17 protein-coding genes, 1 tRNA gene, 2 rRNA genes and 3 pseudogenes (1 of these 23 running past the window's edge) are annotated in these 25,078 nt (G+C 62.3%); 16 read left to right on the top strand and 7 right to left on the bottom strand.

Annotated features, from left to right (window positions below):
• The 3 genes from PXD02_RS12765 to PXD02_RS12755 all read left to right on the top strand — a co-directional run.
• Positions 1 to 2,535: ribosomal RNA gene (locus tag PXD02_RS12765) — 23S ribosomal RNA — on the top strand; it begins 297 nt to the left of the window's first position.
• A gap of 86 nt (positions 2,536 to 2,621) precedes the next feature.
• Positions 2,622 to 2,736 (top strand): 5S ribosomal RNA (gene rrf, locus PXD02_RS12760).
• A gap of 60 nt (positions 2,737 to 2,796) precedes the next feature.
• Positions 2,797 to 2,873: transfer RNA gene (locus PXD02_RS12755), tRNA-Met, on the top strand.
• A gap of 450 nt (positions 2,874 to 3,323) precedes the next feature.
• Here PXD02_RS12755 and PXD02_RS12750 read toward each other — a convergent pair.
• Positions 3,324 to 4,484, bottom strand: coding sequence for a recombinase family protein (locus PXD02_RS12750; protein ID WP_342759027.1), 1,161 nt, complete (start codon positions 4,482 to 4,484; stop codon positions 3,324 to 3,326).
• Between the two features lie 502 nt (positions 4,485 to 4,986).
• Between PXD02_RS12750 and PXD02_RS12745 the strand changes: the two genes are divergently transcribed.
• Positions 4,987 to 5,292 (top strand): hypothetical protein, encoded by a 306-nt coding sequence (locus PXD02_RS12745; RefSeq protein ID WP_275104229.1) that lies wholly within the window; start codon positions 4,987 to 4,989, stop codon positions 5,290 to 5,292.
• The gene (locus tag PXD02_RS12740; RefSeq protein WP_275104228.1) at positions 5,289 to 5,720 is read left to right on the top strand and encodes a PIN domain-containing protein; all 432 of its coding nucleotides are present in this window, start codon (positions 5,289 to 5,291) and stop codon (positions 5,718 to 5,720) included. The genes PXD02_RS12745 and PXD02_RS12740 overlap by 4 nt, the downstream gene beginning before the upstream one ends.
• On the opposite strand, the gene PXD02_RS12735 is transcribed toward PXD02_RS12740, so the two are convergent.
• The 4 genes and pseudogenes from PXD02_RS12735 to istA all read right to left on the bottom strand — a co-directional run bounded on the left by PXD02_RS12735 (position 5,695) and on the right by istA (position 8,689).
• The gene (locus PXD02_RS12735) at positions 5,695 to 6,072 is read right to left on the bottom strand and encodes a hypothetical protein (RefSeq protein ID WP_275104227.1); all 378 of its coding nucleotides are present in this window, start codon (positions 6,070 to 6,072) and stop codon (positions 5,695 to 5,697) included. The genes PXD02_RS12740 and PXD02_RS12735 overlap by 26 nt on opposite strands.
• Positions 6,073 to 6,093: 21 nt before the next feature.
• On the bottom strand, positions 6,094 to 6,321 hold the full coding sequence (locus tag PXD02_RS16905; RefSeq protein ID WP_473092086.1) for a DinB/UmuC family translesion DNA polymerase: 228 nt from the start codon (positions 6,319 to 6,321) through the stop codon (positions 6,094 to 6,096).
• Between the two features lie 55 nt (positions 6,322 to 6,376).
• Entirely contained in the window at positions 6,377 to 7,171 is a 795-nt protein-coding gene (istB, locus tag PXD02_RS12730) for an IS21-like element helper ATPase IstB (RefSeq protein ID WP_275104226.1), read from the bottom strand.
• Positions 7,161 to 8,689, bottom strand: a pseudogene (istA, locus tag PXD02_RS12725) (IS21 family transposase). Before istA ends, istB begins: the two are co-directional and overlap by 11 nt.
• Here istA and PXD02_RS12720 point away from each other — a divergent pair.
• From PXD02_RS12720 to PXD02_RS12710, 3 genes and pseudogenes are all read left to right on the top strand, one after another.
• Positions 8,688 to 9,056, top strand: coding sequence for an ATP-binding protein (locus PXD02_RS12720; RefSeq protein ID WP_473092024.1), 369 nt, complete (start codon positions 8,688 to 8,690; stop codon positions 9,054 to 9,056). The pseudogene istA and the gene PXD02_RS12720 overlap by 2 nt on opposite strands.
• Positions 9,056 to 10,030: a Fic family protein gene (locus PXD02_RS12715; RefSeq protein WP_275104225.1), complete on the top strand. Its 975-nt coding sequence runs from the start codon at positions 9,056 to 9,058 to the stop codon at positions 10,028 to 10,030. Before PXD02_RS12720 ends, PXD02_RS12715 begins: the two co-directional genes overlap by 1 nt.
• Before the next feature lie 334 nt (positions 10,031 to 10,364).
• Positions 10,365 to 11,334, top strand: a pseudogene (locus tag PXD02_RS12710) (IS481 family transposase); the annotation flags it as partial.
• 35 nt (positions 11,335 to 11,369) lie between these two features.
• Here the strand turns inward: PXD02_RS12710 and PXD02_RS12705 are convergent.
• A protein-coding gene (locus PXD02_RS12705; protein WP_473092014.1) for an IS3 family transposase occupies positions 11,370 to 12,520 on the bottom strand; the annotation gives its coding sequence in 2 pieces (ribosomal slippage) (positions 11,370 to 12,247 and positions 12,247 to 12,520; 1,152 coding nt in all).
• Between the two features lie 226 nt (positions 12,521 to 12,746).
• Entirely contained in the window at positions 12,747 to 13,667 is a 921-nt protein-coding gene (locus PXD02_RS12700) for a helix-turn-helix domain-containing protein (RefSeq protein WP_275104224.1), read from the bottom strand.
• A 299-nt stretch (positions 13,668 to 13,966) separates the two neighbouring features.
• On the opposite strand from PXD02_RS12700, the gene PXD02_RS12695 reads away from it, so the two are divergent.
• From PXD02_RS12695 to PXD02_RS12660, 8 genes and pseudogenes are all read left to right on the top strand, one after another.
• Positions 13,967 to 14,230 carry a helix-turn-helix domain-containing protein gene (locus PXD02_RS12695; RefSeq protein WP_275104223.1) on the top strand — a complete coding sequence of 88 codons (264 nt, stop codon included), beginning with the start codon at positions 13,967 to 13,969 and terminating at the stop codon, positions 14,228 to 14,230.
• Between the two features lie 11 nt (positions 14,231 to 14,241).
• Positions 14,242 to 15,486, top strand: coding sequence for a type II toxin-antitoxin system HipA family toxin (locus tag PXD02_RS12690; RefSeq protein ID WP_275104222.1), 1,245 nt, complete (start codon positions 14,242 to 14,244; stop codon positions 15,484 to 15,486).
• 479 nt (positions 15,487 to 15,965) lie between these two features.
• Positions 15,966 to 17,155, top strand: a protein-coding gene (locus tag PXD02_RS12685) for an IS3 family transposase (RefSeq protein WP_275103585.1) whose coding sequence is annotated in 2 segments (ribosomal slippage) — positions 15,966 to 16,218 and positions 16,218 to 17,155 — 1,191 coding nt in all. Because the reading frame shifts where the segments join, the coding sequence is not laid out codon by codon here.
• Positions 17,156 to 17,232: 77 nt separating this feature from the next.
• Positions 17,233 to 18,017 (top strand): annotated as a pseudogene (locus tag PXD02_RS12680) (IS3 family transposase); the annotation flags it as partial.
• A gap of 57 nt (positions 18,018 to 18,074) precedes the next feature.
• A complete protein-coding gene (locus PXD02_RS12675) occupies positions 18,075 to 19,175 on the top strand; it encodes an IS481 family transposase (protein WP_275104221.1) in 1,101 nt (366 codons plus the stop codon).
• A gap of 556 nt (positions 19,176 to 19,731) precedes the next feature.
• Complete coding sequence (locus tag PXD02_RS12670; protein WP_275104220.1) at positions 19,732 to 20,364, top strand: hypothetical protein; 633 nt, start codon at positions 19,732 to 19,734, stop codon at positions 20,362 to 20,364.
• Complete coding sequence (locus PXD02_RS12665; protein ID WP_342759021.1) at positions 20,354 to 21,784, top strand: Y-family DNA polymerase; 1,431 nt, start codon at positions 20,354 to 20,356, stop codon at positions 21,782 to 21,784. The genes PXD02_RS12670 and PXD02_RS12665 overlap by 11 nt, the downstream gene beginning before the upstream one ends.
• Positions 21,784 to 25,062 (top strand): error-prone DNA polymerase, encoded by a 3,279-nt coding sequence (locus PXD02_RS12660; protein ID WP_275104218.1) that lies wholly within the window; start codon positions 21,784 to 21,786, stop codon positions 25,060 to 25,062. Before PXD02_RS12665 ends, PXD02_RS12660 begins: the two co-directional genes overlap by 1 nt.
• The last annotated feature ends 16 nt before the right edge of the window (positions 25,063 to 25,078 follow it).

The raw sequence follows: 25,078 nt of genomic DNA, 5'->3' as shown, positions 1-25,078 counted from the left end.
GGACCAGCCGAGCCTTGAGGATGACCAGAACAGACTGGAAAGTCTGGCCAGAGCGGGTGACAGCCCCGTATGGGAAGTCTGATGGGACGCATTAAGTAGGGCGGGACACGTGAAATCCTGTCTGAAGATCGGGGGACCACCCTCGAAGGCTAAGTACTCCTTACTGACCGATAGCGAACCAGTACCGTGAGGGAAAGGTGAAAAGCACCCCGACGAGGGGAGTGAAACAGTTTCTGAAACCGGACGCCTACAAGCAGTCGGAGCCTCCTTGAGGGGTGACGGCGTACCTTTTGTATAATGGGTCAACGACTTGGTCTGTCTGGCAAGCTTAAGCCGTTAGGTGTAGGCGCAGCGAAAGCGAGTCTTAAATGGGCGCTTGAGTCAGACGGATCAGACCCGAAACCGAGTGATCTAGGCATGAGCAGGATGAAGGTTGGGTAACACCAACTGGAGGTCCGAACCCACACCTGTTGAAAAAGGTCGGGATGACTTGTGCCTAGGGGTGAAAGGCCAATCAAACTCGGAGATAGCTGGTTCTCCGCGAAAGCTATTTAGGTAGCGCCTCGGACGTATCCCTCGGGGGGTAGAGCACTGCATGGATGATGGGGGCCCACAGCCTTACTGAGTCTAAGCAAACTCCGAATACCCGAGAGGACTATCCGGGAGACACACGGCGGGTGCTAACGTCCGTCGTGGAGAGGGAAACAACCCTGACCAACAGCTAAGGCCCCCAATTCGTGGCTAAGTGGGAAAGCATGTGAGACTTCCAAAACAACCAGGAGGTTGGCTTAGAAGCAGCCATCCTTTAAAGATAGCGTAACAGCTCACTGGTCTAATCAAGAGGTCTTGCGGCGAAGATGTAACGGGGCTCAAGCCACGAGCCGAAGCTTTGGATGCACCTTATGGTGCGTGGTAGCGGAGCGTTCTGTGATAGAGAACGCTGCCTCTTTTGCCCTGCGAAGGGTAACGGAGGCACTGTTCTGACTGTGAAGCCGGGCCGTGAGGCATCCGGTGGAGTGATCAGAAGCGAGAATGTTGACATGAGTAGCGACAAACAGGGTGAGAGACCCTGTCGCCGAAAGTCCAAGGGTTCCTGCTTAAAGCTAATCTGAGCAGGGTAAGCCGGCCCCTAAGGCGAGGCCGAAAGGCGTAGTCGATGGGAACCAGGTTAATATTCCTGGGCCAGGAGATGGTGACGGATCGCAAAGATTGTTCGACCTTATCGGATTGGTCGGGCAGTTCAGCGGTTCCTGGAAATAGCCCTCCACAAGACCGTACCCTAAACCGACACAGGTGGACTGGTAGAGAATACCAAGGCGCTTGAGAGAACCACATTTAAGGAACTCGGCAAAATACCTCCGTAAGTTCGCGAGAAGGAGGCCCGATTGGCAGGCAACTGTCGGTCGGGGGCACAAACCAGGGGGTGGCGACTGTTTACTAAAAACACAGGGCTCTGCGAAGCCGTAAGGCGACGTATAGGGTCTGACGCCTGCCCGGTGCCGGAAGGTTAAAAGGAGAGGTGCAAGCCTTGAATTGAAGCCCCGGTAAACGGCGGCCGTAACTATAACGGTCCTAAGGTAGCGAAATTCCTTGTCGGGTAAGTTCCGACCTGCACGAATGGCGTAACGACTTCCCCGCTGTCTCAAATGTGGACTCAGCGAAATTGAATTGTCTGTGAAGATGCAGACTTCCCGCGGTTAGACGGAAAGACCCCATGCACCTTTACTACAACTTCGCACTGGCATCAGGATTGCGATGTGCAGGATAGGCGGTAGGCTTTGAAGCGGGGACGCCAGTTCCCGTGGAGCCATCCTTGAGATACCGCCCTTCGCTGTTCTGATGTCTAACCGCGGTCCGTCATCCGGATCCGGGACCCTGCGTGGTGGGTAGTTTGACTGGGGCGGTCGCCTCCCAAACAGTAACGGAGGCGCGCGAAGGTTGGCTCAGAGCGGTCGGAAATCGCTCGTTGAGTGCAATGGCAGAAGCCAGCCTGACTGCAAGACTGACAAGTCGAGCAGAGACGAAAGTCGGCCATAGTGATCCGGTGGTCCCGAGTGGAAGGGCCATCGCTCAACGGATAAAAGGTACGCTGGGGATAACAGGCTGATGATGCCCAAGAGTCCATATCGACGGCATCGTTTGGCACCTCGATGTCGGCTCATCTCATCCTGGGGCTGGAGCAGGTCCCAAGGGTACGGCTGTTCGCCGTTTAAAGAGGTACGTGAGCTGGGTTTAGAACGTCGTGAGACAGTTCGGTCCCTATCTGCCGTGGGTGTTGGAGACTTGAGAGGAGTTGCCCCTAGTACGAGAGGACCGGGGTGAACGTTCCACTGGTGGACCTGTTGTCGTGCCAACGGCAGTGCAGGGTAGCTATGAACGGACAGGATAAACGCTGAAGGCATCTAAGCGTGAAGCCCCCCTCAAAACAAGGTCTCCCTTGAGAGCCGTGGAAGACCACCACGTCGATAGGCCGGAGGTGTAAGTGCAGCAATGTATTCAGCTGACCGGTACTAATGGCTCGATAGGCTTGATTTGATCCGGAAGAAGCAGGACTTCTTCCCGAAAGCATCCTTGGACAACACGTTCCCGAAAACGGAACACGCTGATCGCTTCTTTCCCGGTCTGGTGGCCCTAGCGCGAGCAAAACACCCGATCCCATCCCGAACTCGGCCGTTAAGTGCCGCTGCGCCGATGGTACTGCGTCAAAAGACGTGGGAGAGTAGGTCACCGCCAGACCTGGAAAGACGCGAACATCTCTCCGACACGATGAAAAAAACCGAGCAGGACATCCATTGGCGCGGGGTAGAGCAGCCCGGTAGCTCGTCAGGCTCATAACCTGAAGGCCGCAGGTTCAAATCCTGCCCCCGCAACCATCGTCACTTGCGATCCGCCCGCCCCTTCGGCGGGCTTTTTCGTTTGTGCGGAAATCGTAAGGATTCCAGCGAGATCGCCCTGAACGTCGATTTCCACCTTGCCGTCCACCGGCGTCAGCACGATCTTTTCCACCAGCGAGCGCAGGATGTCTGCTGCCTCGACCCGCTTCTCTTCCTCTTCGTCCTGCAGGGCTTCATAGAGCTGCTGCACCCGCCTGCGGTATTGCAGCGCCATCGAGGGGTGCAGAAGGGGAGGCGGTTCCTCGGCCTCGGCCAGGAACAGAGCCAGCTCCTTCTTGCGGTGTTCGAGCAGGACCATCTTGGAATTGATGGCGTCAGCCGCGCCGCCCTTGAGGATCAGGTTGAGCAGCGTGTCGAGTTCCCGGTCGATCTTCGCCATCTCGGCCTCGGCCGCGGCGATACCGGCGCGGCCTTCCATCCGCAGCCGGTTCATCTCCTGCGTAAACACCGCGCAGAAGTGAGCGAACAATTCGGGATCGACAATTTGGTGCGAAGCGCATTCAGCACGCGCGTCTCCAATTCGTCGCGGCGGATGTTGGTTCGGTTGTCGCAGGTGCCTTTGTTCCGTGCTGTCGAGCAGCCGATCAGCGTGGCCGAGATGGCGGAGTATCCTCCGCCGCAGCAGGCGCATTTGGTCAGGCCCGAGAAGAGATATTTCGGCCGGCGTCGGTAGTTCATCTTGCGGACGTCGGCGACGCCGCTCTCGTCCCGCTCAGTCCGGTTCTCGTCCTGCCTCGCCTTCACGGCGTTCCAGAGGTCGTCATCGAGGATGCGCAGCTCCGGCGCCTCCTGAATGACCCATTCCGATTCTGGGTTGGGCCGGGCCTGGCGCTTGCCGGTATCGGAGTCTTTGACGAAACGCTGGCGGTTCCAGACGATCTTGCCGACATACATCTCGTTGTTGAGGATGCCGTTGCCACGCTTCGGGTTGCCGTTGATCGTGCTGAACCCCCAGTCTCCGCCCGACGGCGCGGGGATACGGTCCCTGTTCAGGGCGAAGGCAATGGTCTTGGCCGACTTGCCGGCGGCGTAGTCGCGGAAGATGCGACGCACGACATCAGCCTGCGCCTCGTTGATGGTCCGGTCGCCGCGAATGGGCTCGCCATTGGCGTCGAACTTCTTGACGACATCATGGCCGTAGGAATTGCCGCCGCCCGACTTGCCCGCCTCGACACGCCCGCGCTGACCGCGCCGGGTTTTGTCGGCGAGATCTTTCAGGAACAGCGCGTTCATCGTGCCCTTCAGGCCAACATGCAATTCGCTGATCTCGCCCTCGGACAGGGTGAACATCCTCACATCGGCATAGCGCATGCGCTTGTAGATGCCGGCGATGTCTTCCTGGTCACGGCTGATCCGGTCGAGCGCTTCGGCCATGATCAGGTCGAAGCGGCCGCGCGAGGAATCCATGATCAGCGCCTGGATGCCGGGACGCTGAATCATGCTGGAGCCGGAGATGGCGTGATCGGAATATTCCTCGACCACCGTCCAGCCTTCCTTCTCCGCCCGCAGGCGGCACATGCGGAACTGGTCGGCGATGGACGCCTCGCGCTGATTGTCCGACGAATAGCGGGCGTAGATCGCGACTTTCACTGCACATCTCCTTTCGGCATCAGGAGGTGCGCTTCCCCCGTCGACGCGTCATCTTCACTCCTCGGCGTAGCATTCCCGCGCTGCCTGCCGCGCCAGAAACTCGACGAGACGCAGAAGGCGCGGATCGGGATTGCCGCACGGGGTGAACGTCAGTTCCGGCTCGTCGATCATCAGGGATTCGAGTAACGCTTCGCGCTCTCGTCCTGACATCTTTGCTGTGTTTCCGGGGGCTCGCAAGGTCATGCTTCGCAGCATCGCCACCTGAAGCCAGCCAAGCAACTGAAATCAAACCCGTAATTCTGGCGGTGGAGGAGGCGTGATCGGCGTCTTCCGCGCGGTCTGGCGAAGCGTAGCGCATCACAGCATATGGAAAATACTGGCGGGAACGCGCAGTTTTCTTCTGCACTAACGGTCTATGGTGCGAGTCGCGCGGCATCGCTGACATCCCTTGTTTGTAAGGATAATATCGGCTATATATCAGGATATAGAACGGAGGCCAGCAATGAGCAATGCCGCACAGAAAAGAGCGATCGAGAACTACCGGGCGCGCCTGACGCAGCGTGGCTTCAAGCGCTTTGAGGTCCTGGCATTGGAATCCGACCGCGAACTGATCCGGTCGCTCGCCCGCCAACTGGCGGAGGAGGGACCGGAAGCGGATCAGGCGCGGGCTGCGGTCAAGGCAGCCCTCGTCGCGGGTGAGCCGCCAAAATCTGGCGGCATCCTGTCCGCGCTGCGCCGTTCGCCCCTTGTCGGCGCCAATCTCGATCTGTCGCGCCCGCGCGAGGAAGGGCGCCGGGTCGATCTGTGACGCGCTATCTCCTCGATACCAACATCATCAGCAACGTCGTCAAGCCGCATCCGTCGGAAGCGCTGTTGGCGTGGTGGGCGGAGCAGCGCGACGAAGACCTGCTTATTTCGGCGCTGACCATCGCCGAGATCCGGCGCGGTATTCTGGAGAAACCGCGCGGGAAAAAGCGCGATGCTCTCGAGGCATGGTTCTCAGGACCGGAGGGGCCGCGGGAACTGTTCACCGGTCGAATTCTCTCGTTCGATGACAAAGCGGGCCTGATCTGGGCGCGGTTGATGGCGGAAGGGAAGGCGGCAGGTCGTCCGCGTAGCGCCTTGGATATGATCATCGCTTCTGTCGCAGGTGCGAACGACTGCATTGTGGTTACGGACAACGAGAAGGACTTCGCCGGGCTGGAGTTCGTCAATCCGCTGCGTCCGGGGGGATGATGCCAGGCAGGCCGGGATCAAGAACGGGTTCGTCCCACTTGCGTGCGACGCCGAGCCAGCGGTTCACGAATGCCTGAAACTCGGGCTCTCCGAAGCGAAGCTGGAACGTATAGAGGCGATTTACTACCTGCCGCATCAGATCACGCATTTCGTTGTCGTCAATGCGCGAAAGCTCTTGCCATGGAATTTGATTGCCGTCGGCATCGACGACGATAACATCGGAGAAATCTCCGGCTTTCGTTACCGGCACGCGCCCCGCATGGATGTTCTCCAGCATGGTGTTGCGTACGCAGATCATGGCCATCGCCTTGGCGAGTTGGGCCGCAATCCTTTCCTCGTCACGCCGCTTCATCCGGCCACTCCCGTTCGGTTTCTACAGACCCGGCAGTTCGAGGCTAAGTTGCCGGACGACATCTTCGTCTCTTTCCGGCTCCAATGAGGATAGCGTCACGCCAAGAAGCCGCACACCCTTTTCGACCGGGAACAGCGCCTCCAGAAGCACCCACGCGATCGCGGTGAGTTCCTCCGCTCCGCGCAGTCTGCGCTCGATTGTCCGGCTGCGGGTGATCTGCTGGAAGTCAGCGTGTTGATTTCCACCCAGAACTGAGCCGGCATTTCCATCGAGAAGTGAGCCACCTCTGATTATGGTTTTCGGGTCATTCAGTGGTCAAGGCGTGATTGCTCTCCTTCTTTTGGCGCGCTGCGGCGGCTGAACTGGCTTTGAAGCGGAAGCTGTCGTTTCCGGTCTCCAGGATGTGGCAGCGATGGGTGAGGCGGTCGAGCAGCGCGGTGGTCATCTTGGCGTCGCCGAAGACCGTGGCCCATTCGCTGAAGCTGAGGTTTGTGGTGATGACGACGCTGGTGCGTTCGTAGAGCTTGCTCAGCAGATGGAAGAGCAGCGCCCCGCCCGAGGCACTGAAGGGCAGATAGCCCAGCTCATCGAGGATCACGAGATCGAGGCGGGTCAGGCTTTCGGCGATCTGCCCGGCCTTGCCCTTGGCCTTTTCCTGTTCGAGGGCGTTGACCAGTTCGATGGTGGAGAAGAAGCGGACCTTGCGGCGGTGATGCTCTATGGCCTGAACGCCGAGGGCGGTTGCGGCGTGGGTCTTCCCCGTGCCCGGACCGCCAATCAGAACCACGTTCTGTGCCCCGTCCATGAACTCGCAACGATGCAGCTGGCGCACCGTGGCTTCGTTGATCTCGCTGGCCGAGAAGTCGAAGCCTGAGAGGTCCTTGTATGCCGGGAAGCGTGCGGCCTTCATGTGATAGGCGATGGAGCGGACCTCGCGCTCGGCCATCTCGGCTTTCAGCAGTTGAGACAGGATCGGCACGGCTGCATCAAAGGCCGGCGCCCCTTGCTCGATCAGGTCCGTCACGGCCTGCGCCATGCCATGCATCTTCAGGCTGCGAAGCATGATGACGATGGCGCCGCTGGCAGGATCATGACGCATGACGGCCTCCTGCAGCTTGGGTGCGCAGGCCGTCGTAGCGTTCGACATTGGCCTTTGGCTCGCGGCGCAGGGCCAAGGCCTGCGGAGTATCAAGGGGCGGCCCGCAATGACCTTTCTGTCGACCAGCCGGTGCAGGAGGTTCAGCACATGGGTCTTGGTTGCCACGCGCTCGGCCAGGGCCAACTCCACCGCGGTCAGCACGGCCTGTTCGTCGTGCTGGAGAACCAGGGCGAGAATGTCGACCATCTCGCGGTCCCCACCGGGTTTGCGGAGCATCTGCTCCTGCAGTTGCCGGAAGGCAGGCGGGAACTCGGCAAAGGGCGCGCCATTGCGCAATGCACCGGGCTTGCGCTGAAGAACGGCAAGATAGTGCCGCCAGTCATAGATCGTCCGCGGCGGCACCTGGTGATTGCGCTGGAACACGCGGCCATGCTCGCACAGGATGTTGCCCTCGGCCGCCACGACCAACCGGTCCGGATAGATCCGCAGGCTGACAGGCCGGTTTGCGAAAGACGCCGGCACGCTGTAGCGATTGCGCTCGAAGCTGATCAGGCAGGTGGGCGAGACGCGCTTGCTCAGTTCGATGAAGCCGTCAAAGGCGGGCGGCAACGGCATCAGCGCGGTCCGCTCCTCAGCCCAGACATCGGCGATCGTGCCGGGCAGCGTGCCGTGCGGGGTCTCCTGCCACACCTCCAGGCAGCGCTGTTCCAGCCAGGCATTCATCGTGGCAAGGTCGGGAAAGCCCGGCATCTCCTGCAGGAGCTGGCGGCGGGAGTCCTGAACGTTCTTCTCGACCTGACCCTTCTCCCAGCCTGCGGCCGGATTGCAGAACTCCGGTTCGAAGACGTAGTGGTTCGTCATGGCCAGAAAGCGGAGGTTGACCTGCCGCTCCTTGCCGCGGCCGACCCGGTCCACCGCCGTCTTCATGTTGTCGTAAATGCCTCGTTCGGGCACGCCGCCGAACACGCGGAAGCCATGCCAGTGGGCGTCAAACAGCATCTCGTGGGTCTGCAACAGATAGGCGCGCAGGAACGCCCGGCTGTGGGACAGCTTGATATGTGCCATCTGAAGCTTGGTGCGATCGTCGGTCAGATGCCCGTAGTCTTCGCTCCAGTCGAACTGGAACGCTTCGCCCGGTCGAAAGGACAGCGGAACAAAGGTGCCGCGTCCCGTGGTCTGCTGTTCGCGCTGGCGATCTTTCCGCCATTGCCGCGCAAATGCCGCAACCCGGTTGTAGGAGCCGGTGAACCCAAGCTTGACGAGATCGGCATGCATCTGCTTCAGCGTCCGCCGCTGCTTGCGCGACTTGCCGGCCTCCGTTTTCAACCAGCCGGCCAGCTTCTCGGCGAAAGGATCAAGCTTGCTCGGCCGATCCGGCGTCGCGAACTTCGGCTCGATCGTGCCCTCCGCCAGGTGCTTGGTAATCGTGTTGCGCGACAGGCCGGTGCGCCGCGCGATCTCGCGGACCGACAGCTTCTGCCGCAAGTGCATGCGTCGAATGAGGTTCAAAAGTCCCATGTGGATCACTCCCGTTACCCCCGCCGCTCATCGCTTTGGGGAAAGGTTCACATGGCTCAATTCTCAGTGGAAATTACGCGCCTATCCGGCTCAGTTCTGGGTGGAAATCAACAGCCTGACCTCAAATCGCGGCTTCGCAGAATGGGGCGAGATCTTCGGTGATCCCGTTGTTGCGACCGCGCTTCTGGATCGGCTCCTGCACCATGCCGTCGTGGTTCAGATCGAAGGCGCCAGCTACCGGCTACGCCAACACGCCGACCTGATCCCGGAACACACCCGGGCGCACGCCACCATTACGCCGCCGCCCCCGCCAAAGCGGCGCGATCGGCCGCTCAAAAATGGAGGAGCCCATCACCTGCACGGCTGATGGCCGAACCCGAAGGGTGGGGAATATTGCGCCAGCACTTCTGGGGAATTGTGATCCAGCATTTACACGACCTTCTGCGCTTCGAGACCGAAGCCCAGGCCGGGGAGCCGATAGACGACATCCGCGAGGTGTCGAACTATGTCGATGCGATGATGTATGGGCTGGAGCGGCTGGAGGAATTGCCGTTGTCCCTGCGCCTGATCCGCGAGATGCACGCGCGGTTGCTGCAAAGTGGGCGGGGCGGCACGAAAAGTCCAGGCGAGTTCCGCCGTTCGCAGAACTGGATCGGCGGCTCGCGTCCCGGCAACGCGCTCTATGTTCCGCCGCCCGTCACCGAACTCGATGCCTGCCTCGACGCGCTGGAGCGTTTCATGCACGAGGACAGTTCGCGATTGCCGGCGCTGATCAAGGCTGGCCTACTGCATGTCCAGTTCGAGACCATCCACCCGTTCCTCGATGGCAACGGCCGTATCGGCCGCCTGCTGGTGACGCTGTATCTTTGCGTCAACGGGGTGCTGCGCAAGCCGCTGCTCTATCTCAGCCTCTATCTGAAGACACATCGGGCCGACTATTACCGCCTGCTTCAGGAGGTGCGCGAGCATGGCAATTGGGAGGCCTGGCTGGATTTCTTCCTTGCCGGGGTGGCCGAGACGGCAAACCAGGCGTTCGAGGCAGCGACCAGGATCGTCGACTTGTTCAAGGAAGACCGCGAGCGCATCACTACCGAAAGTGATCGCGCCGGATCGACCCTCCGCATCCACGACCTCTTCCAACAAAACCCGTTCCTGACCTCCAACCAACTGGTCCGGCAGACAGGCCTGTCGGCTCCGACGGTCAATGCCGCCTTGGCCGATCTGGAGAAGATGGGCATCGTCGACGAAATCACCGGGCGCAAGCGGGGGCGGGTGTTCAGCTACCGCCGCTATCTTGCGATCCTTAGCGAAGGGACCGATCCCTTGCCTGCGGGTAGCTGATCTGTCCGTTCCCAAGGAACTCGAGACAGGCTAGGCAGCGTTGAATTGCCGACGATAGAAACGCGAAGCAGTGGTGAAAAGGTCGCATTCGGTTTCGGTCTGTCTCCTACGCTGCTGTGCGAAATACTTCGCCATGGAGCGATGTTTCCGTCCGGAGCAGCATAGCGCGAGGAGAATAGGGCGGTCACGGGCAACGACAATGGCAGCTTTCGAGTTGCTGTTTTCGGAGATGAAGCACCTGATCAGGTCAGGCCTTATCATTGTGCAGCGCGCAGCAATTCATGTGTCCTCTTAACCTTCTTGCGGTGCTATTCTCAGCAAGGAGGAAGGGACCATGGATAGATCATCGAAGATCAGGAAATCGGCACCACGTGACGCGATCAGCAAGGTTGCGCAGCAGCGGATGAGCGTGCTGGACCTGGCGCGAGAACTTGGGAATGTCGCCGAAGCCTGCCGCCAGCGGGGCATGGATCGCACCAGCTTCTATGACTGGAAGCGCCGCTTTCAGACGCAGGGCTTTGACGGCCTGAAGGACCTGCCGCCGATCCACAAGTCCCATCCTCGGGCGACCGCGCCGGAGGTCGTCGACCGCATCCGGGCCCTGGCGCTGGAGCATCCCGCCTACGGCTGCAACCGTCTTGAGGCCATCCTGTCGCTGGAGGGGACGCGGGTCTCGGCGATCACGATCCAGAAAGCTGCTCAACGACCATGGCTTGGGCACCAGGATCGAGCGCTGGCTGGCGCTGGAGGAGGCGAACGCCGGCAAGGTGATCGACATCACTCCCGAACAGGCTACGTTCCTTGAGAAGCTCAATCCCTGCTTCCGGGAGCGCCATGTCGAGAGCAGCGCTCCTGGCGCGCTTCTGTCGGCTGACACCTTCTTCGTCGGCAGCCTGAAGGGCGTGGGAAAAGTCTACCTGCATGCAGTGGTCGACACCTACGGCTCCTGCGCTTTCGGCTTTCTGCACGTCTCCAAGCAGCCGGAGGCCGCGGTGGCGGTGCTGCACAACGCCGTGCTGCCCTTCTCCGCGAATCTGGACCTGCCGGTGAAAGCCGTGCTGACCGACAACGGCCGAGAGTTCTGCGGCACCGAGAAGCATCCCTACGAGCTCTACCTGGATCTCAACGGCATTGAGCACCGCCGCACCAAGGTCAGGACGCCCAAGACCAACGGCTTCGCCGAGCGCTTCAACGGCACGGTCCTCGACGAATTCTTCCGCATCAAGATGCGCGAGACCTTCTACGACAGCGTCGAGGCGATGCAGGCAGATCTCGATGCCTGGCTTGTCCACTACAACACTGAGCTACTCCCCGATCCTTGGACAGCTTTCCGGCTGATTTAAGCTACTGCCTGTGCCTGCTGATCGGTTTCGCTGCTGTTGAAGTAGACCACGGCGGGCGGCTGCCCGCCATGGGCAGTGTGGGGTCGTCGATGGTTGTAGAAGTTGATCCAGTGCCCAATACCAACCTTGGCCTGCGATCCCGTTTCCCAGGCGTGCAGGTAGACGCATTCATACTTCAGGGATCGCCACAGACGCTCGATGAAGACGTTGTCGATGCAGCGCCCCTTGCCGTCCATCGAGATCCGAGTGCCAATGCGCTTCAGCCGATCAGTCCAGGCGAAGGACGTGAACTGTGAGCCCTGATCCGTGTTCATGATCCCGGGCGCGCCGAAGCGATGGATGGCCTCGTTCAGCGCCTCGACGCAGAAGTCGGCCTCCAGCGTGTTCGATATCCGCCAGGCCAGCACCTTGCGGGTGAACCAGTCCATGATCGCCACCAGATACAGAAAGCCCCGCCGCATCGGCAAATAGGTGATATCTGCGCACCAGACCTGACCGGGCCGATCCACCCGCAGCCCGCCCAACAGATAGGGATAGGTCTTGTGGCCTTTTCTCGGCTTGCTGGTGTTGGGCCTCTGGTAGATCGGCATCAGGCGCATGAGCCGCATCAGCCGCCGGATGCGTTTCTGGTTCACACCATGCCCCTCGTTCTGCAGGTGCCACGTCATCTGCCGCACGCCGTAGAAGGGTGTATCCAGGAACTGCTTGTCGATCAACAGCATGAGGTCGAGGTTCATCGCCGTCTCGCCCTGCGGCGCGTAATAGAACGACGACCGCGAGATCGATAGCAGGCGGCACTGCGCCCCGACCGACAGGCTTGGGTGGTTCTTCTCAACCATTCCGCGCCTCACTTGCCGATCCAGGGCTTGAGCTTTCGTGACAAAAAATCGTTGGCGACGGCCAGCTCTCCGATCTTGGCGTGCAGGTCACGGACAGTTTCTTCGGCAACCTCGGCCGCTGCCGCAGCCTTGCCGCCCCGCTCGAAGATCCCTGCGGCACCCTCCAGAAGCGACCGTTTCCATTGATGGATCATCGTCGGATGCACGCCATATTCGGCGGCCAGCTCTGACACTGTGCGCTCCCCCTTCACGGCTTCCAGCGCCACACGCGCCTTGAACGCCGCATCGTGGTTCCTGCGTCTCGACATCTCTGTTCTCCTCGTTCTTGGAGACCAGCAGACTTCAGATCGTAGCTTCCGTCACTGTCCGATTTTCGGGGGGTAGCTCAACACCGAGCGGCCGCATCTCGGCTACCGCAACATGGGGCGCAGACCAATCGAAACCGTCATGTCATTCGTTAGCCAAGAAGGTTAAGAGGACAATTCATAAAAATATTCACCGCATATGCTGGAATTTTTGATCCGGAGTCGCCTGTCAGTCGATATTGTCGACCTCATCATTAGAAAGTTCGGAATCCAATGCTTCCAAGCCGCGCTTCAAGATGATCAACGGAAGCTCCATAAGCGAGACAAGGCCTGTAGAGATGAATACGCTATGATCGCCATGCTTATCATCGAGATGAAGCATGGCAGAATCATCAAGATCAAAGCCGAGATCAACTTGTGCCACTATATCAGCTAGCCGATCCGGGGAACAGCAGAAGAGGCTGCTTGTCCCATCGGTATATATGACCCGAGTATCGACGCACATCTCTTCTAACTTTTCATCATCAAGATCGTGATCACCTATAAGCGTGTTGGCCAAGTGGATGAGTTTGTCGGAAAACTGGTCATTCGCGCGAACGCTGTGCCTTTCGTACATCAGATGCTCTAGGCATCCGTAAACTTCCATCGGCCAGCCTTCGACGTCGGCCGGGCCAACCTGCCAATCCCCTTCAATCTGATCCTCGGCTTCGTCGAGGAACGTAAACGCCTTTACTGAAGCCGGGCGACAGCAAACCATCTTGTTATTTAGTGTTTGGAACGAAATCCAGTTATCAGCCGCCACGGACTGCAGATCTGAGGAAAGGCGCCGCATTGTTGTGGTCGTGATCGGATACCAGCGGGAAAATGAAGCCTGAGGCAGGCGAAGCCCGATATTACCCCAGTAACCGCTCTCGTCCCCGGAAATCCACGCGAAAGGATCGGTGGTTTGATGCGCGATCACCGAGGTTCTGCCTACGAGACCATCCACAGTTGTTCCAAGGCAGATTGCCAGATCACGTAACGCGGCAAGGTTCGGTTCTGCTTTTCCCGCTTCCCATCTGGCGATTGTCTGCTGCGTTGTGCCTACCCGCTGGGCAAGTTCAGTTTGAGTAAGGCGGGATTTCTCCCTGAGCGCTTTCAGATTCTTCATACCATACCGCACATCAAAAATTGAGTTTTATACTCGTATAATGTGTTTTCTTGTTGGTCAACCTCTCCTTGTCAGCATCGATTTCGCCTGTGTCGTGTGATTTGCAGCCTTCGGTGGAACGACATGCCCAGTGCTACAGTGCTATTGAGATACCGCTCTTTATCATCCGACGGGCGGCCAGGTGAGATGGTACCAAACTGTATCATTTTGGTTCTGGCGCTAGAATGCTACATCAAGGTACCATATTGCTTCTTCATGCCCAATGAGATACATCTGCGTATCATTTGTGCGAGGATTTTATGGGCCTGTCCACGGCAGAAGAACGCTTGGCTCAAGAGTTCGGCGCAGCCATCCGGGCGCGCCGCAAGGCGCTTGGGCATACACAGGCGGACCTCGCTAGCATGATCGGCACCAATCGACGCTTCGTCAGTGAACTCGAGCGAGGAAAGGGGACCAGCTACCTTGCCCCGGCTCTGGCTGCGGCCGAGGCGCTGGGCATGCGGATTGAGGGTCTGTTCTCCGAGGGGCCGAAGTCTTCCGGCTCCATGCTGCCGCCTTTGTGAGCAGATGACCCATGCAGCTGTTCTATGAGCGTTATCCGGTCGGCGAGATCATCACGGGCGAAAGCACCGCCCCGGAGTTCCGCTATGATCCGGCATGGCTGGCGCAGGACGGTGCCTTTCCGCTCTCGACAACCATGCCGCTCAGCGCCGAGCCATGGGGCTGGCCGATGCTTGCTCCGTGGCTGATCAACCTGCTGCCCGAAGACAATGATGCCATCCGCATGATGGCGCGCATCCTTGATGTTCCTCATACCGATGTGCTGGCCCTGCTCGGACGGGTGGGGCGCGACACGTCGGGGGCGATTTCCTTCGCCGAGCGCGGCATGACCGGCTCTGAGGTGCGCGAGGTTGCCTCTGAAGAGGAACTCGAACGGATCATCGGCGAACTCCCGCGAAAGCCATTCCTCGCAGGCGAAGACGGGGTCTCCATGTCGCTTGCCGGAGTGCAGAGCAAGCTGGCCGTGCGCGTTTTGGAGGGCAGTCGTATTGCCATCCCGGTCAACGGCACAGCCTCGAGCCATATCCTGAAGCCGGACAGCGATCGCCTCTGGGGCGGCGTGCAGAATGAGGCGCTGTGCCTGACACTGGCGCGGCTGGTCGGCCTGCGTGCACCGGATGTTAGTACGGGCAGGGCGGGGCAGCGGTTCTATCTACTGGTCGGGCGTTATGACCGATTGCAGCAGGGCGAGGCCTTGCGGCGGCTGCATCAGGAGGACTTCTGTCAGGCGCTTGGCCTGCCACCCTCGGCGAAATACCAGCACAACCAGACGAACGGTCCGAAGGGCAGTTTCGCCGCCATGATGGACCGGCTGCGCGCCATCGGAGGCGCGGCCGAGGTGTTCCGGCTGTGGGACGCCATGGTCTTCAACGTGCTGTGCTGCAACACGGATGCGCATCTGAAGAACTATTCCATCCTGATCCGGGGCGATGGTATCGAACTTGCCCCGATCTACGATGTGATGTGCGCCAAGATCTGGCCCGGGATTACCGAGAACCTTGCCCTTGATGTCGATGACAAACGCCGCGGGGAGTATATCGAGGGGCGGCATTGGGCGCGCGAGGCGAAAAAATGCGGGCTCGCACCAAGGGTCGCGCTTGAGCGTGTGAAAGTGCTGGCCGAGGCGATCCAGGAACGGCTTGCCGATGCGAGAGCAGCCGTCGCGGCCATGTCGGCAGGCGATCATCCGATGCTCGACGAAGTCGAGAAGGCGATCCGGTCCAGGTGTGGCAGCATCCTGAAGACGCTGGATCGGTAAGCGATTGTGGAATACCGCATGGCCTGTCGTTGTCAGGGGCGACCTGTGTATGTAGCATGTCGGCGTCGTCGATCCGCCCCGGCAAGTTGCCTTCCCTGTAATTCTTCGTGTGAGTGGGCAGGCGGAAATTACGCTGCGGCGCGAAACGGACCGCCACTACCCTCCAATGCCAGAAGAGTTCTTGCGGTGTGTTCGACTGGGGCGAATTGCAGGTACTGATTGAGGGGCATACCTGCAACCATCTTTACTTGCTCCGGTCGCAAGTAAAGATCATAGCTTGCCCCCGCAACCAAAATCTAGCGCCAGATCAAATACATATGCCCCGCCACAACGCGGGGCTTTCTGCTGTGCGCAGATGACTCAACGCTGACTCAACAAAATGTTCCGAGATGGGAAAGCGGCAGTGGCAGGCCGCGTGACCTGCCACGGGATTTTTCCTCCACCGTCGATTAGAGTCCGGCCCAACCTGAGGACGGACAATGAAGCGAACGAGATTCACGGACGAGCAGATCATCGGCATTCTGGCCGAGCACGACGCGGGCGCGAAGTGCGCCGATCTGTGTCGGAAGCACGGGATGTCGGAAGGCACCTTCTACAACTGGAAAGCCAAGCTCGGCGGCATGACGGTGCCTGAGGCGAAGCGGCTGAAGGCGCTCGAGGATGAGAATGCCAAGCTGAAGAGGCTCTTGGCCGAGCAGATGCTCGACATGGCCGCGATGAAGGATCTGCTGGCAAAAAAATGGTGACGCCCGTCGTGAAGCGCGAGGCGGTCGCGCATCTGCAGGCCCGGTTCGGGGTCTCGGAGCGGCGGGCGTGCCGGATCGCGGGCGCCGATCGCAGGATGGTCCGCTATCGGTCGCGGCGCCCGGCAGATGGGGCGCTGCGCGGACGATTGCGCGAGCTTGCCAACGAGCGGCGCAGGTTCGGATACCGGCGGCTGTTCGTGCTGCTGCGGCGGGAAGGAGAGCCGTCTGGCATCAACCGGATCTATCGGCTCTACCGCGAAGAGGGGTTAACCGTCCGTAAACGCAGCGCCCGCCGCAAGGCGCTTGGCACCCGCGCGCCGATCCTGGTCGAGCCGCGGGCCAATGCACGCTGGTCCCTCGACTTCGTTCACGACCAGTTCGCCTGCGGGCGCCGGTTCCGGATCCTGAATGTGGTCGATGACGTGACCCGGGAATGCCTTGCCGCCATCCCCGACACGTCGATCTCGGGCCGCCGTGTCGCGCGGGAGCTGACGGCACTGATCGAACGGCGGGGGCGCCCGGGCATGATCGTCTCCGACAACAGCACGGAACTGACCTCGAATGCCATCCTGAAATGGTGCGGCGAGCATCGGATCGAGTGGCACTACATCGCGCCGGGAAAGCCCATGCAGAACGGCTTCGTCGAAAGCTTCAACGGCCGGATGCGCGACGAATTCCTCAACGAAACGCTGTTCCATAGCTTGGCCCATGCTCGCCATCTGATCGCGTCCTGGGTCCGGGACTACAACACAGAGCGGCCCCACTCGGCGCTCGGCTATCAGACGCCGGCAGACTTTGCCCGGGCTCTGATCACCGCAATCGACCGCCCCGTTGCGCGAATGGAGGCCCATGCAAGCCGAGCCATTGCTTTTACATCGAAGACACCCACAAATGATCACTGGGCTCCGGTCGCAACTGGATGAAAGACCAGTGGCAGGACATGAATAGCCCCATGTTTCGTGGACGCCTTTTTCGCTAACTTTGAGGCAAGGAGGCCATGATGGGCACAGGTAATTTCACTGACGATTTCAAGCGCGATGCGGTGGCGCAGATCACGGAGCGGGGCTACCCGGCCAAGGAGGTCTCTGAGCGGCTCGGGGTGAGCACGCACTCGCTCTATGCCTGGAAGCGCAAGTTCGCGAAGGCGGTGTCGGGTGAGACGGCAAAGGATGCCGAGATCCGACGACTGAAGCGAGAGCTGGTCCGGGTATCGGAGGAACGTGACATCCTAAATAAAGCCACCGCGTATTTCGCCAGGGATGCAAAGTGAGATACGCGTTCGTGGCCGAGCATCGGGGTCAGTTTTCCATCCGTGCGATGTGCCGGTGCCTGCGCATCCAGCCGAGCGGGTTCTATGCCTGGCTGCAGGCGCCGGTGAGCGCGCGAGCCCAGGAAGACAGGCGCCAGACCGAACTGCTGCAGAAGGCTTGGGCCGAGAGCGGCAAGGTCTACGGCTACCGCAAGCTGCATGATGATCTGGTTGAACAGGGCGAAAGCATTTGTCCGAACCGGGTCGCCCGATTGACGCAGCTTGCGGGGATCAAGGCGCAGATCGGCTACAAGCGCCGCCCCGGAAGTTATGGCGGCAAGCCGTCGGTCGTGGTCGACAACACCCTCGACCGGCAGTTCAACGTCGAGGCCCCGGACAAGGTCTGGGTGACCGATATCACTTACATCCGGACGCAAGAGGGGTTCGCCTACCTCGCGGTGGTCATCGATCTCTATTCCCGGCGTGTGGTTGGCTGGTCGATGCAAAGTCGGCAGACGACAGATGTCGTTCTGCAGGTGTTTGATCCCACGGTTTGATGGTGCGATCCTTTCTCAGGAATGGAGGGAAGCATTATGGGCCAGGTTCGTCACGGGAGCGCCACGACCACGCACGCCGTCAGAGCTGCAATACAACGATCGCAAGCTTCGCTCGCGACGCTGAGCCGGGAGCTCGGCATTAACCCCAAGACAGTGGCGAAGTGGCGCAAGCGAGTGACGGTCGATGATCTCAAGACAGGGCCGAAGGAGCCACGCTCCACGGTTTTGACAGAAGCCGAGGAGGCGGCCATCGTCGCGTTCAGGCTGCACACGCTTTTGCCGCTGGACGACTGCCTCTATGCCCTGCAGCCATCAATTCCACACCTGACACGCTCAGCGCTGCATCGGTGCCTTCAGCGCCACGGCATCTCTCGACTGCCCGACGTGGAAGGCGACAAGCCGAAACGGTCGAAGTTCAAGCGCTACCCTATCGGCTTCTTTCATATCGACATCGCCGAGGTGCAGACTGCTGAAGGCAAGCTTTACCTGTTCGTCGGCATTGACCGCACGAGCAAGTTTGCCGTGACCCAGCTCGTCGACAAGGCGGACAGGAAGACAGCTTGGGAGTTCCTGCAGCACATGCTCGAAGCCGTGCCCTATCAGGTCCATACCATCCTCACCGACAACGGTATTCAGTTCGCCGAGCAGCCTCGGAACCGGAACACCATCTATTCCAGACCTATGCGCTTTGACATGATCTGCGAGGCCAACGGCATTGAGCACCGCCTGACGAAGCCCAACCACCCGTGGACCAACGGTCAGGTCGAGCGGATGAACCGCACGATCAAGGACGCCACCGTCAAACGCTTTCACTACACCAGCCACGACGAGCTCCGCACGCATCTCGCCGACTTCATGGCAGCCTACAACTTCGCGCGTAGGCTCAAGACCCTCGGCGGCCTCACGCCCTACGAATACATCTGCAAGATCTGGACATCAGAGCCAGACAGATTCATCCTAAACCCGATCCACCAGATGCCGGGACTGAACACCTACCGGACCCGCGAAGACGCAAGGCAGGACGTGTTCGATTATATCGAGATGTTCTATAACCCGAAGCGCAAACATGCGAGAAACGGAATGCTGTCGCCCGCAGAGTTCGAGCGACGGCAGATGATGAGACGGGAAGGCGTCTAAGAAACTCGAAGGCTATTCACTCCCGGCCGCACCTCATAGGTGACAGCGCCGTTCTCCGTGACAGGGCGAATGTCCACTAAAACACCGAGCGGCCGCATCTCGGCTACCGCAACATGGGGCGCAGACCAATCGAAACCGTCATGTCATTCGTTAGCCAAGAAGGTTAAGAGGACATCTTAGACGATATGCAGCCGGAGTTCCCGGGCATGTGCCAATCGACGCCAACCAGCCGATCTCGAGGCTCGGGTCTGTGAACAGTCTGCTGAAAATGGGGTAGAAATGCTTGGCGTTTGGGGTGGAAGTGCCTGACAGGAATCCGGCCGATCTCCAAGTAATCGAACCTGATTGAGTCAATAATCGCTGACATCTGACAACAAGGGCTTAGGCATCGTTGCCTTGGCCCTTTTTCTTTTTCTCGACCCTGCATTCACAGACATCCGCCGCGCGCGAAGATTGACGACTCATCAGGCGAGGCATAGAACAAAACATAAACATTCATCTGCTGCCGTCATGTATGTCTGTCCATGTCCTGCGGCCTCTGGCGCCTGTGAGGCGGGTGCCGGACCTGTGCGCCGCCACCCTGGCCGAGATCATCTGCGCCGCGTCGCTGGACGGGGCGGCGGCGGGATTCGCGCTGGCGGCCCTGCCGGAAGGGGCGCTGTTCTGGGCGCAGGACCGGCTGAGCGGGCGCGAGGCGGGGGCGCCGTTCCTGCCCGGCATCGGCCGCCGCCTGCTGCGGGCCGATCTGTCGCGTCCGGCGGATGTGCTGGCGGCGATGGAGGATGCGCTGTCCTGTCCCAGCCTGGCGGCCGTGGTGGGCGAGATCTGGGGCGATCCCGCGGCGCTGGATTTCACCGCCACGCGACGGCTGGCGATGCGGGCCGAGGCCGCCGGGCGGCCCTGCTGGCTGCTGCGCCGGGCGGCCTCGGCGGATGCTTCGGCGGCGCGGATGCGGTGGCGGGTGGCGGCCTGTCCCTCGGTCCCATCGGCGGACGATCCGGCCGCGCCGGGCGATCCCTGCTGGCGGGTCGGCCTGTTCCGGTCGCGCCTGTCGCCGCCCGGCGAATGGCTGGTGCGCCATGAACGGGGCCGGGACGGGGCGCCGGATCGCCTGCATTTTTCTGCCCTCGCTGCCGATCGAGCGCTGGCAGAACCACCGGCTGAGACGGGGCGAAGCGGTGCCGAATGACGTGCCGGTCGTGCTGTCGGCCGAGGGCACGCATGGCCCGGTCGTCCATGACCTGAACCACGCCGCCCGGATCGAGGGGGTGCAGCGGGGCGCGCGCGTGGTGGACATGCGGGCGATCTGCCCGGCGCTTCGGACCGTGCCCGCCCAGCCGCAGGCCGATTCGGCCGCGCTGTCGCGGCTGATGTTCTGGGCGCGGCGGTGGGGGCCGTTTTCCGCCACCGATGGCGAGGACGGACTGGTCGTCGACACCACCGGCACCGCGCATCTGTTCGGGGGCGAGGAGTCGCTGCTGTCCGACATGCAGGCGCGCCTTGGCCGCGCCGGGCTGACCGCGCGGGTGGCGATGGCGCCCAACTGGGGCGCGGCCTGGGGGCTGGCGCGGTTCGGGGTCGGGGGCGCTGTCTGCCGCGATCTGGCCGACCTGCACCCGCTGCCCCTGGCCGCGCTGCGCCTGTCGGCCGAGACGCTGCTGCTGCTGCGCCGCCTGGGCTTGCGGCGGATCGGCGATCTGGCGGCGATCCCCCGCCCGCCGCTGATGCGCCGCTTTGCCCGCGCACCGGCCTGGGACAATCCGCTGACCCGGCTGGATCAGGCCATGGGCCGTCTGGCCGAGCCGCTGGTCGCCCCCGATCCGCCCCCCAATGTCGTCGTCGAGGCGCGCCTGGCCGAGCCGGTCCTGGATCCGACCGACTGGCTGCCGGGCCTGATCGGCGATCTGGCCGCGAAGATGGCCGAACATGACCTGGGCTGCCGCAGGCTGTGCCTGTCGGTGTTCCGCGTCGATGGCGAGCGGGGGGACATCCGCGTCTCGACCGCCGCGCCCAGCCGCGAGGCGGCGCATCTGCTGCGGCTGTTCAACGGCCGGCTGGAGGGTCTGGATCCCGGCTATGGCTTCGACCTGATCCGGCTGGCGGCCGAGGCGACCGAGCCCCTGGCCAAGGCGCAGGTCGGGCTGGACGGCAGCGCCGATGCCGCCCTGCACCTGTCGCGGCTGATCGACCGGCTGACGGCGCGCTTTGGCGCGGGGGCCGTTTCGCGCCCCGTGCCCGTCGAAAGCCATATCCCGGAACGGTCCCAGGCGCGGGCCAGCCCCATGCGCGACGATCCGCCCCCGCCGCCGCGCCCCGACCGCCCGATCCGGCTGTTCGACCCGCCCGAGGAGGTGCGCGTCCTCTATGCCGTGCCCGACGGCCCGCCCGCCTTGTTCCTCTGGCGCCGCCAGCGGATCGCGGTCGCCCGCCATGCCGGGCCGGAACGCATCGCCCCCGAATGGTGGCGCGACGGGCCGGGCACCCGGCTGCGCGACTATTTCCGCATCGAGGATACCGTCGGCCGCCGCCTGTGGCTGTATCGAGAGGGCCTGCCCGGCAACGGGCGGGGCGGGATGCCGCGCTGGTTCATCCACGGAGTCTTCGCCTGATGCCGCAGAACGATCATCAGGCCCCGCGCCGCACGCTGAGCGGCGATTTCGCGCCGAACCCGCGCGCGCCCTTCGTGGAACTGGGGGTCACCTCGGCCTTTTCGTTCCTGCGCGGGGCCTCGGAGGCGACGGAACTTGTCCTGACGGCGCATATGCTTGGCTATGACGCCCTGGGCATCGCCGACCTGAACAGCCTGGCCGGGGTGGTGCGCCTGCATGCCGCCGCCCATCGCGCCGCGCTGCGTCCGATCATCGGCGCGCGGATCGTGCTGACCTGCGGGACGGGCTTTCTGGCCTATCCCCGCGACCGCGCGGCCTATGGGCGGCTGTCCGCCCTGATCTCCAAGGGCCGGATGCGCGACCCTCAGGGACGCTGGCAGGCCAAGGGCCTCTGCGACCTGGTGCTGGACGATCTGGCCGATCATGCCGAGGGGCTGGCGCTGATCTGGCTGCCGGGCGAGGATCTGTCGGCGCTGCCCGGCCTTGCCGCCCGGCTGCCGGGGTTGCGCCATGTCGCGGCGTCGTGGCTTTGCCGCGGCGACGACGTGGCGCGGATCAACCGGCTGGACCGGGCGGCACGGGCCTGTGGGCTGTCGATCCTGGCCACCAACGACGTGCATTATCACCTTCCCGAACGCCGTCCCTTGCAGGACGTGATGACCTGCATCCGCCACGGCACCACCATCGACCGCGCCGGATTCCTGTTGCAGGCCAATGCGGAACGCCATCTGAAATCGCCCGGAGAGATGGTCCGGCTGTTCGCCCGCTGGCCCCATGCGATCCGCGCCGCCCGCGATCTGGCCGACGAGCTGACCTTTTCGCTGAAGGAACTGTCCTATGAATACCCGCGCGAGACCGCCCCGCCGGGGCGCGAGCCGCTGGACTATCTGACCGAGGTGACCTGGGCGGGGGCGGCGGCGCGCTATCCCGGCGGCGTGCCCGACAAGGTTCGCGCCGCGCTGAACCACGAGCTTGCGCTGATCGGCAAGAAGGATATCGCCCAGTATTTCCTGACCATCCGCGAAATCGTGGAATTCGCCCGGTCGCAGGGCATCCTGTGCCAGGGGCGCGGCTCGGCCGCCAATTCGGCGGTCTGCTTCGTGCTGGGCATCACGCCCGTCGATCCCGCGCATTTCGATCTGCTGTTCGAGCGTTTCATCAGCGAGGACCGCGACGAGCCGCCCGATATCGACGTGGATTTCGAACATGAGCGCCGCGAGGAGGTGATCCAGTATATCTATGACAAATACGGCCGCGACCGCGCCGCGCTGTGCGCCACGGTGATCCATTACCGCCCGCGTTCCGCCATCCGCGAGGTCGGCCGCGCGATGGGCCTGTCCGAGGACATCACCGGCGCGCTGGCCCGCACCGTCTGGGGATCCTGGGGCAGCGACATGGGCCAGGCCGAAGCGCATGAGGCGGGCGTGGACCTGAGCGATCGGCGCCTGCGCCGCACCTTGACGCTGGCCGAGCAGATGATCGGGATGCCCCGCCACCTGTCCCAGCATGTCGGCGGCTTCATCCTGACCCAGGGCCTGCTGACCGAGACGGTGCCCATCGGCAACGGCGCCATGGCCGATCGCAGCTTCATCGAATGGGACAAGGACGATATCGACGAACTGGGCATCCTCAAGGTCGATGTGCTGGCCTTGGGGATGCTGACCTGCATCCGCAAATGCTTCGACCTGATCGCCGCGCATCACGGCCGGCGGCTGACGCTGGCCGACCTGAACCCCGCCGCGCCCGACGCAGGCCCGGTCTTCGAGATGCTGTGCCGGGGCGACAGCGTGGGCGTGTTCCAGGTCGAAAGCCGGGCGCAGATGAACATGCTGCCGCGCCTGAGGCCGCGCAAATTCTATGATCTGGTGATCGAGGTCGCCATCGTCCGTCCCGGCCCGATCCAGGGCGACATGGTCCACCCCTATCTGCGCCGCCGCAATGGGCAGGAACCGGTGGAGTATCCGCAACCGGGGCCGTCCCATCCGCCGGACGAGCTGAAGAAGATCCTGAAACGCACGAAAGGCGTGCCGATCTTTCAGGAACAGGCCATGAAGATCGCCATGGTGGCGGCCCAGTTCGATTCGAAGAAGGCCAATGAATTGCGCAAGGCGATGGCGACCTTCCGGTCGCGCGGCACGATCCAGGATCTTGAGAACGACATGATCGAGGGCATGACCCGGCGCGGCTATGACCCGACCTTCGCGCGGCGCTGCTTCGACCAGATCAAGGGGTTCGGCGAATACGGCTTTCCCGAAAGCCATGCGGCGGCCTTCGCGCATCTGGTCTATGTCTCGTCCTGGCTGAAGCATTACTATCCCGCGGCCTTCGCCGCCGCGCTGCTGAACAGCCAGCCGATGGGCTTCTATGCCCCCGCCCAGATCGTCCGCGACGCGCGCGAGCATGGCGTTCCGGTGCGGGCGGTGGATGTGAATTTCTCGGACTGGAACAATACGCTGGAACCGGACGGGGGCGGCGTGGCCCTGCGGCTGGGGCTGCGCCAGGTCGAGGGGTTGGGACAGGCGGCGGCCCAGCGGCTGATCGCGGCGCGCGACAGGCCCTATGCGGGGCTGGCCGATCTGCAAGGGCGGGCGCGGCTGGATACGGGGGCGATCCGGCGGCTGGCTGCGGCGGATGCGTTCCGCTCGGCCGGGCTGGACCGGCGTGCGGCGCTGTGGGATGCCAAGGCGCTGCGCGACGCGCCCGACCTGCCGCTGTTCCGGCAGGGCCAGGACGAGGGGCCGGAAACCCCCGTCATCCTGCCCGCGATGCCGGTCTGCGAACAGGTCGTGGCCGATTACCAGACGCTGCGGCTGTCGCTGAAGGCGCATCCGATGCGCTTCCTGCGCCGCTCGATGACGCGGCAGGGCTATGTCCGCGCCGCCGACCTGCCGGGGATCGGCCAGGGCCAGCCCGTGCGGCTGGCGGGGCTGGTCCTGATCCGCCAGCGGCCCGGCAGCGCCAAGGGCGTCTGCTTCATCACCGTCGAGGACGAGACCGGCACCGCCAATCTGGTGATCTGGCCCCAGACCTTCGGCGCCTTCCGCAAGGTCATCATGACGGCGCGGTTGATCGACATCCAGGGCCGGGTGCAGCGCGGCGAGGGGGTGATCCACGTCGTCGTCGCCCGACTGGCCGACCGCAGCGACGTGCTGGCGCGCCTGTCGGGCGAATTGCAGCCCCTGCCGGGGGCCGAAGGGGCTGTCCGCGCCCTGCCGGACCGCCGCCAGACCCATCCGCGCGATGTCAGGGTGATCCCGAAGTCGCGGGATTTCCACTGAGGACCGGATGGGCCGA

The sequence above is a fragment of the Paracoccus sp. S3-43 genome (genome assembly GCF_029027965.1).
Classification (GTDB): domain Bacteria; phylum Pseudomonadota; class Alphaproteobacteria; order Rhodobacterales; family Rhodobacteraceae; genus Paracoccus.
This window is presented reverse-complemented; position numbering and strand designations above follow the sequence as displayed.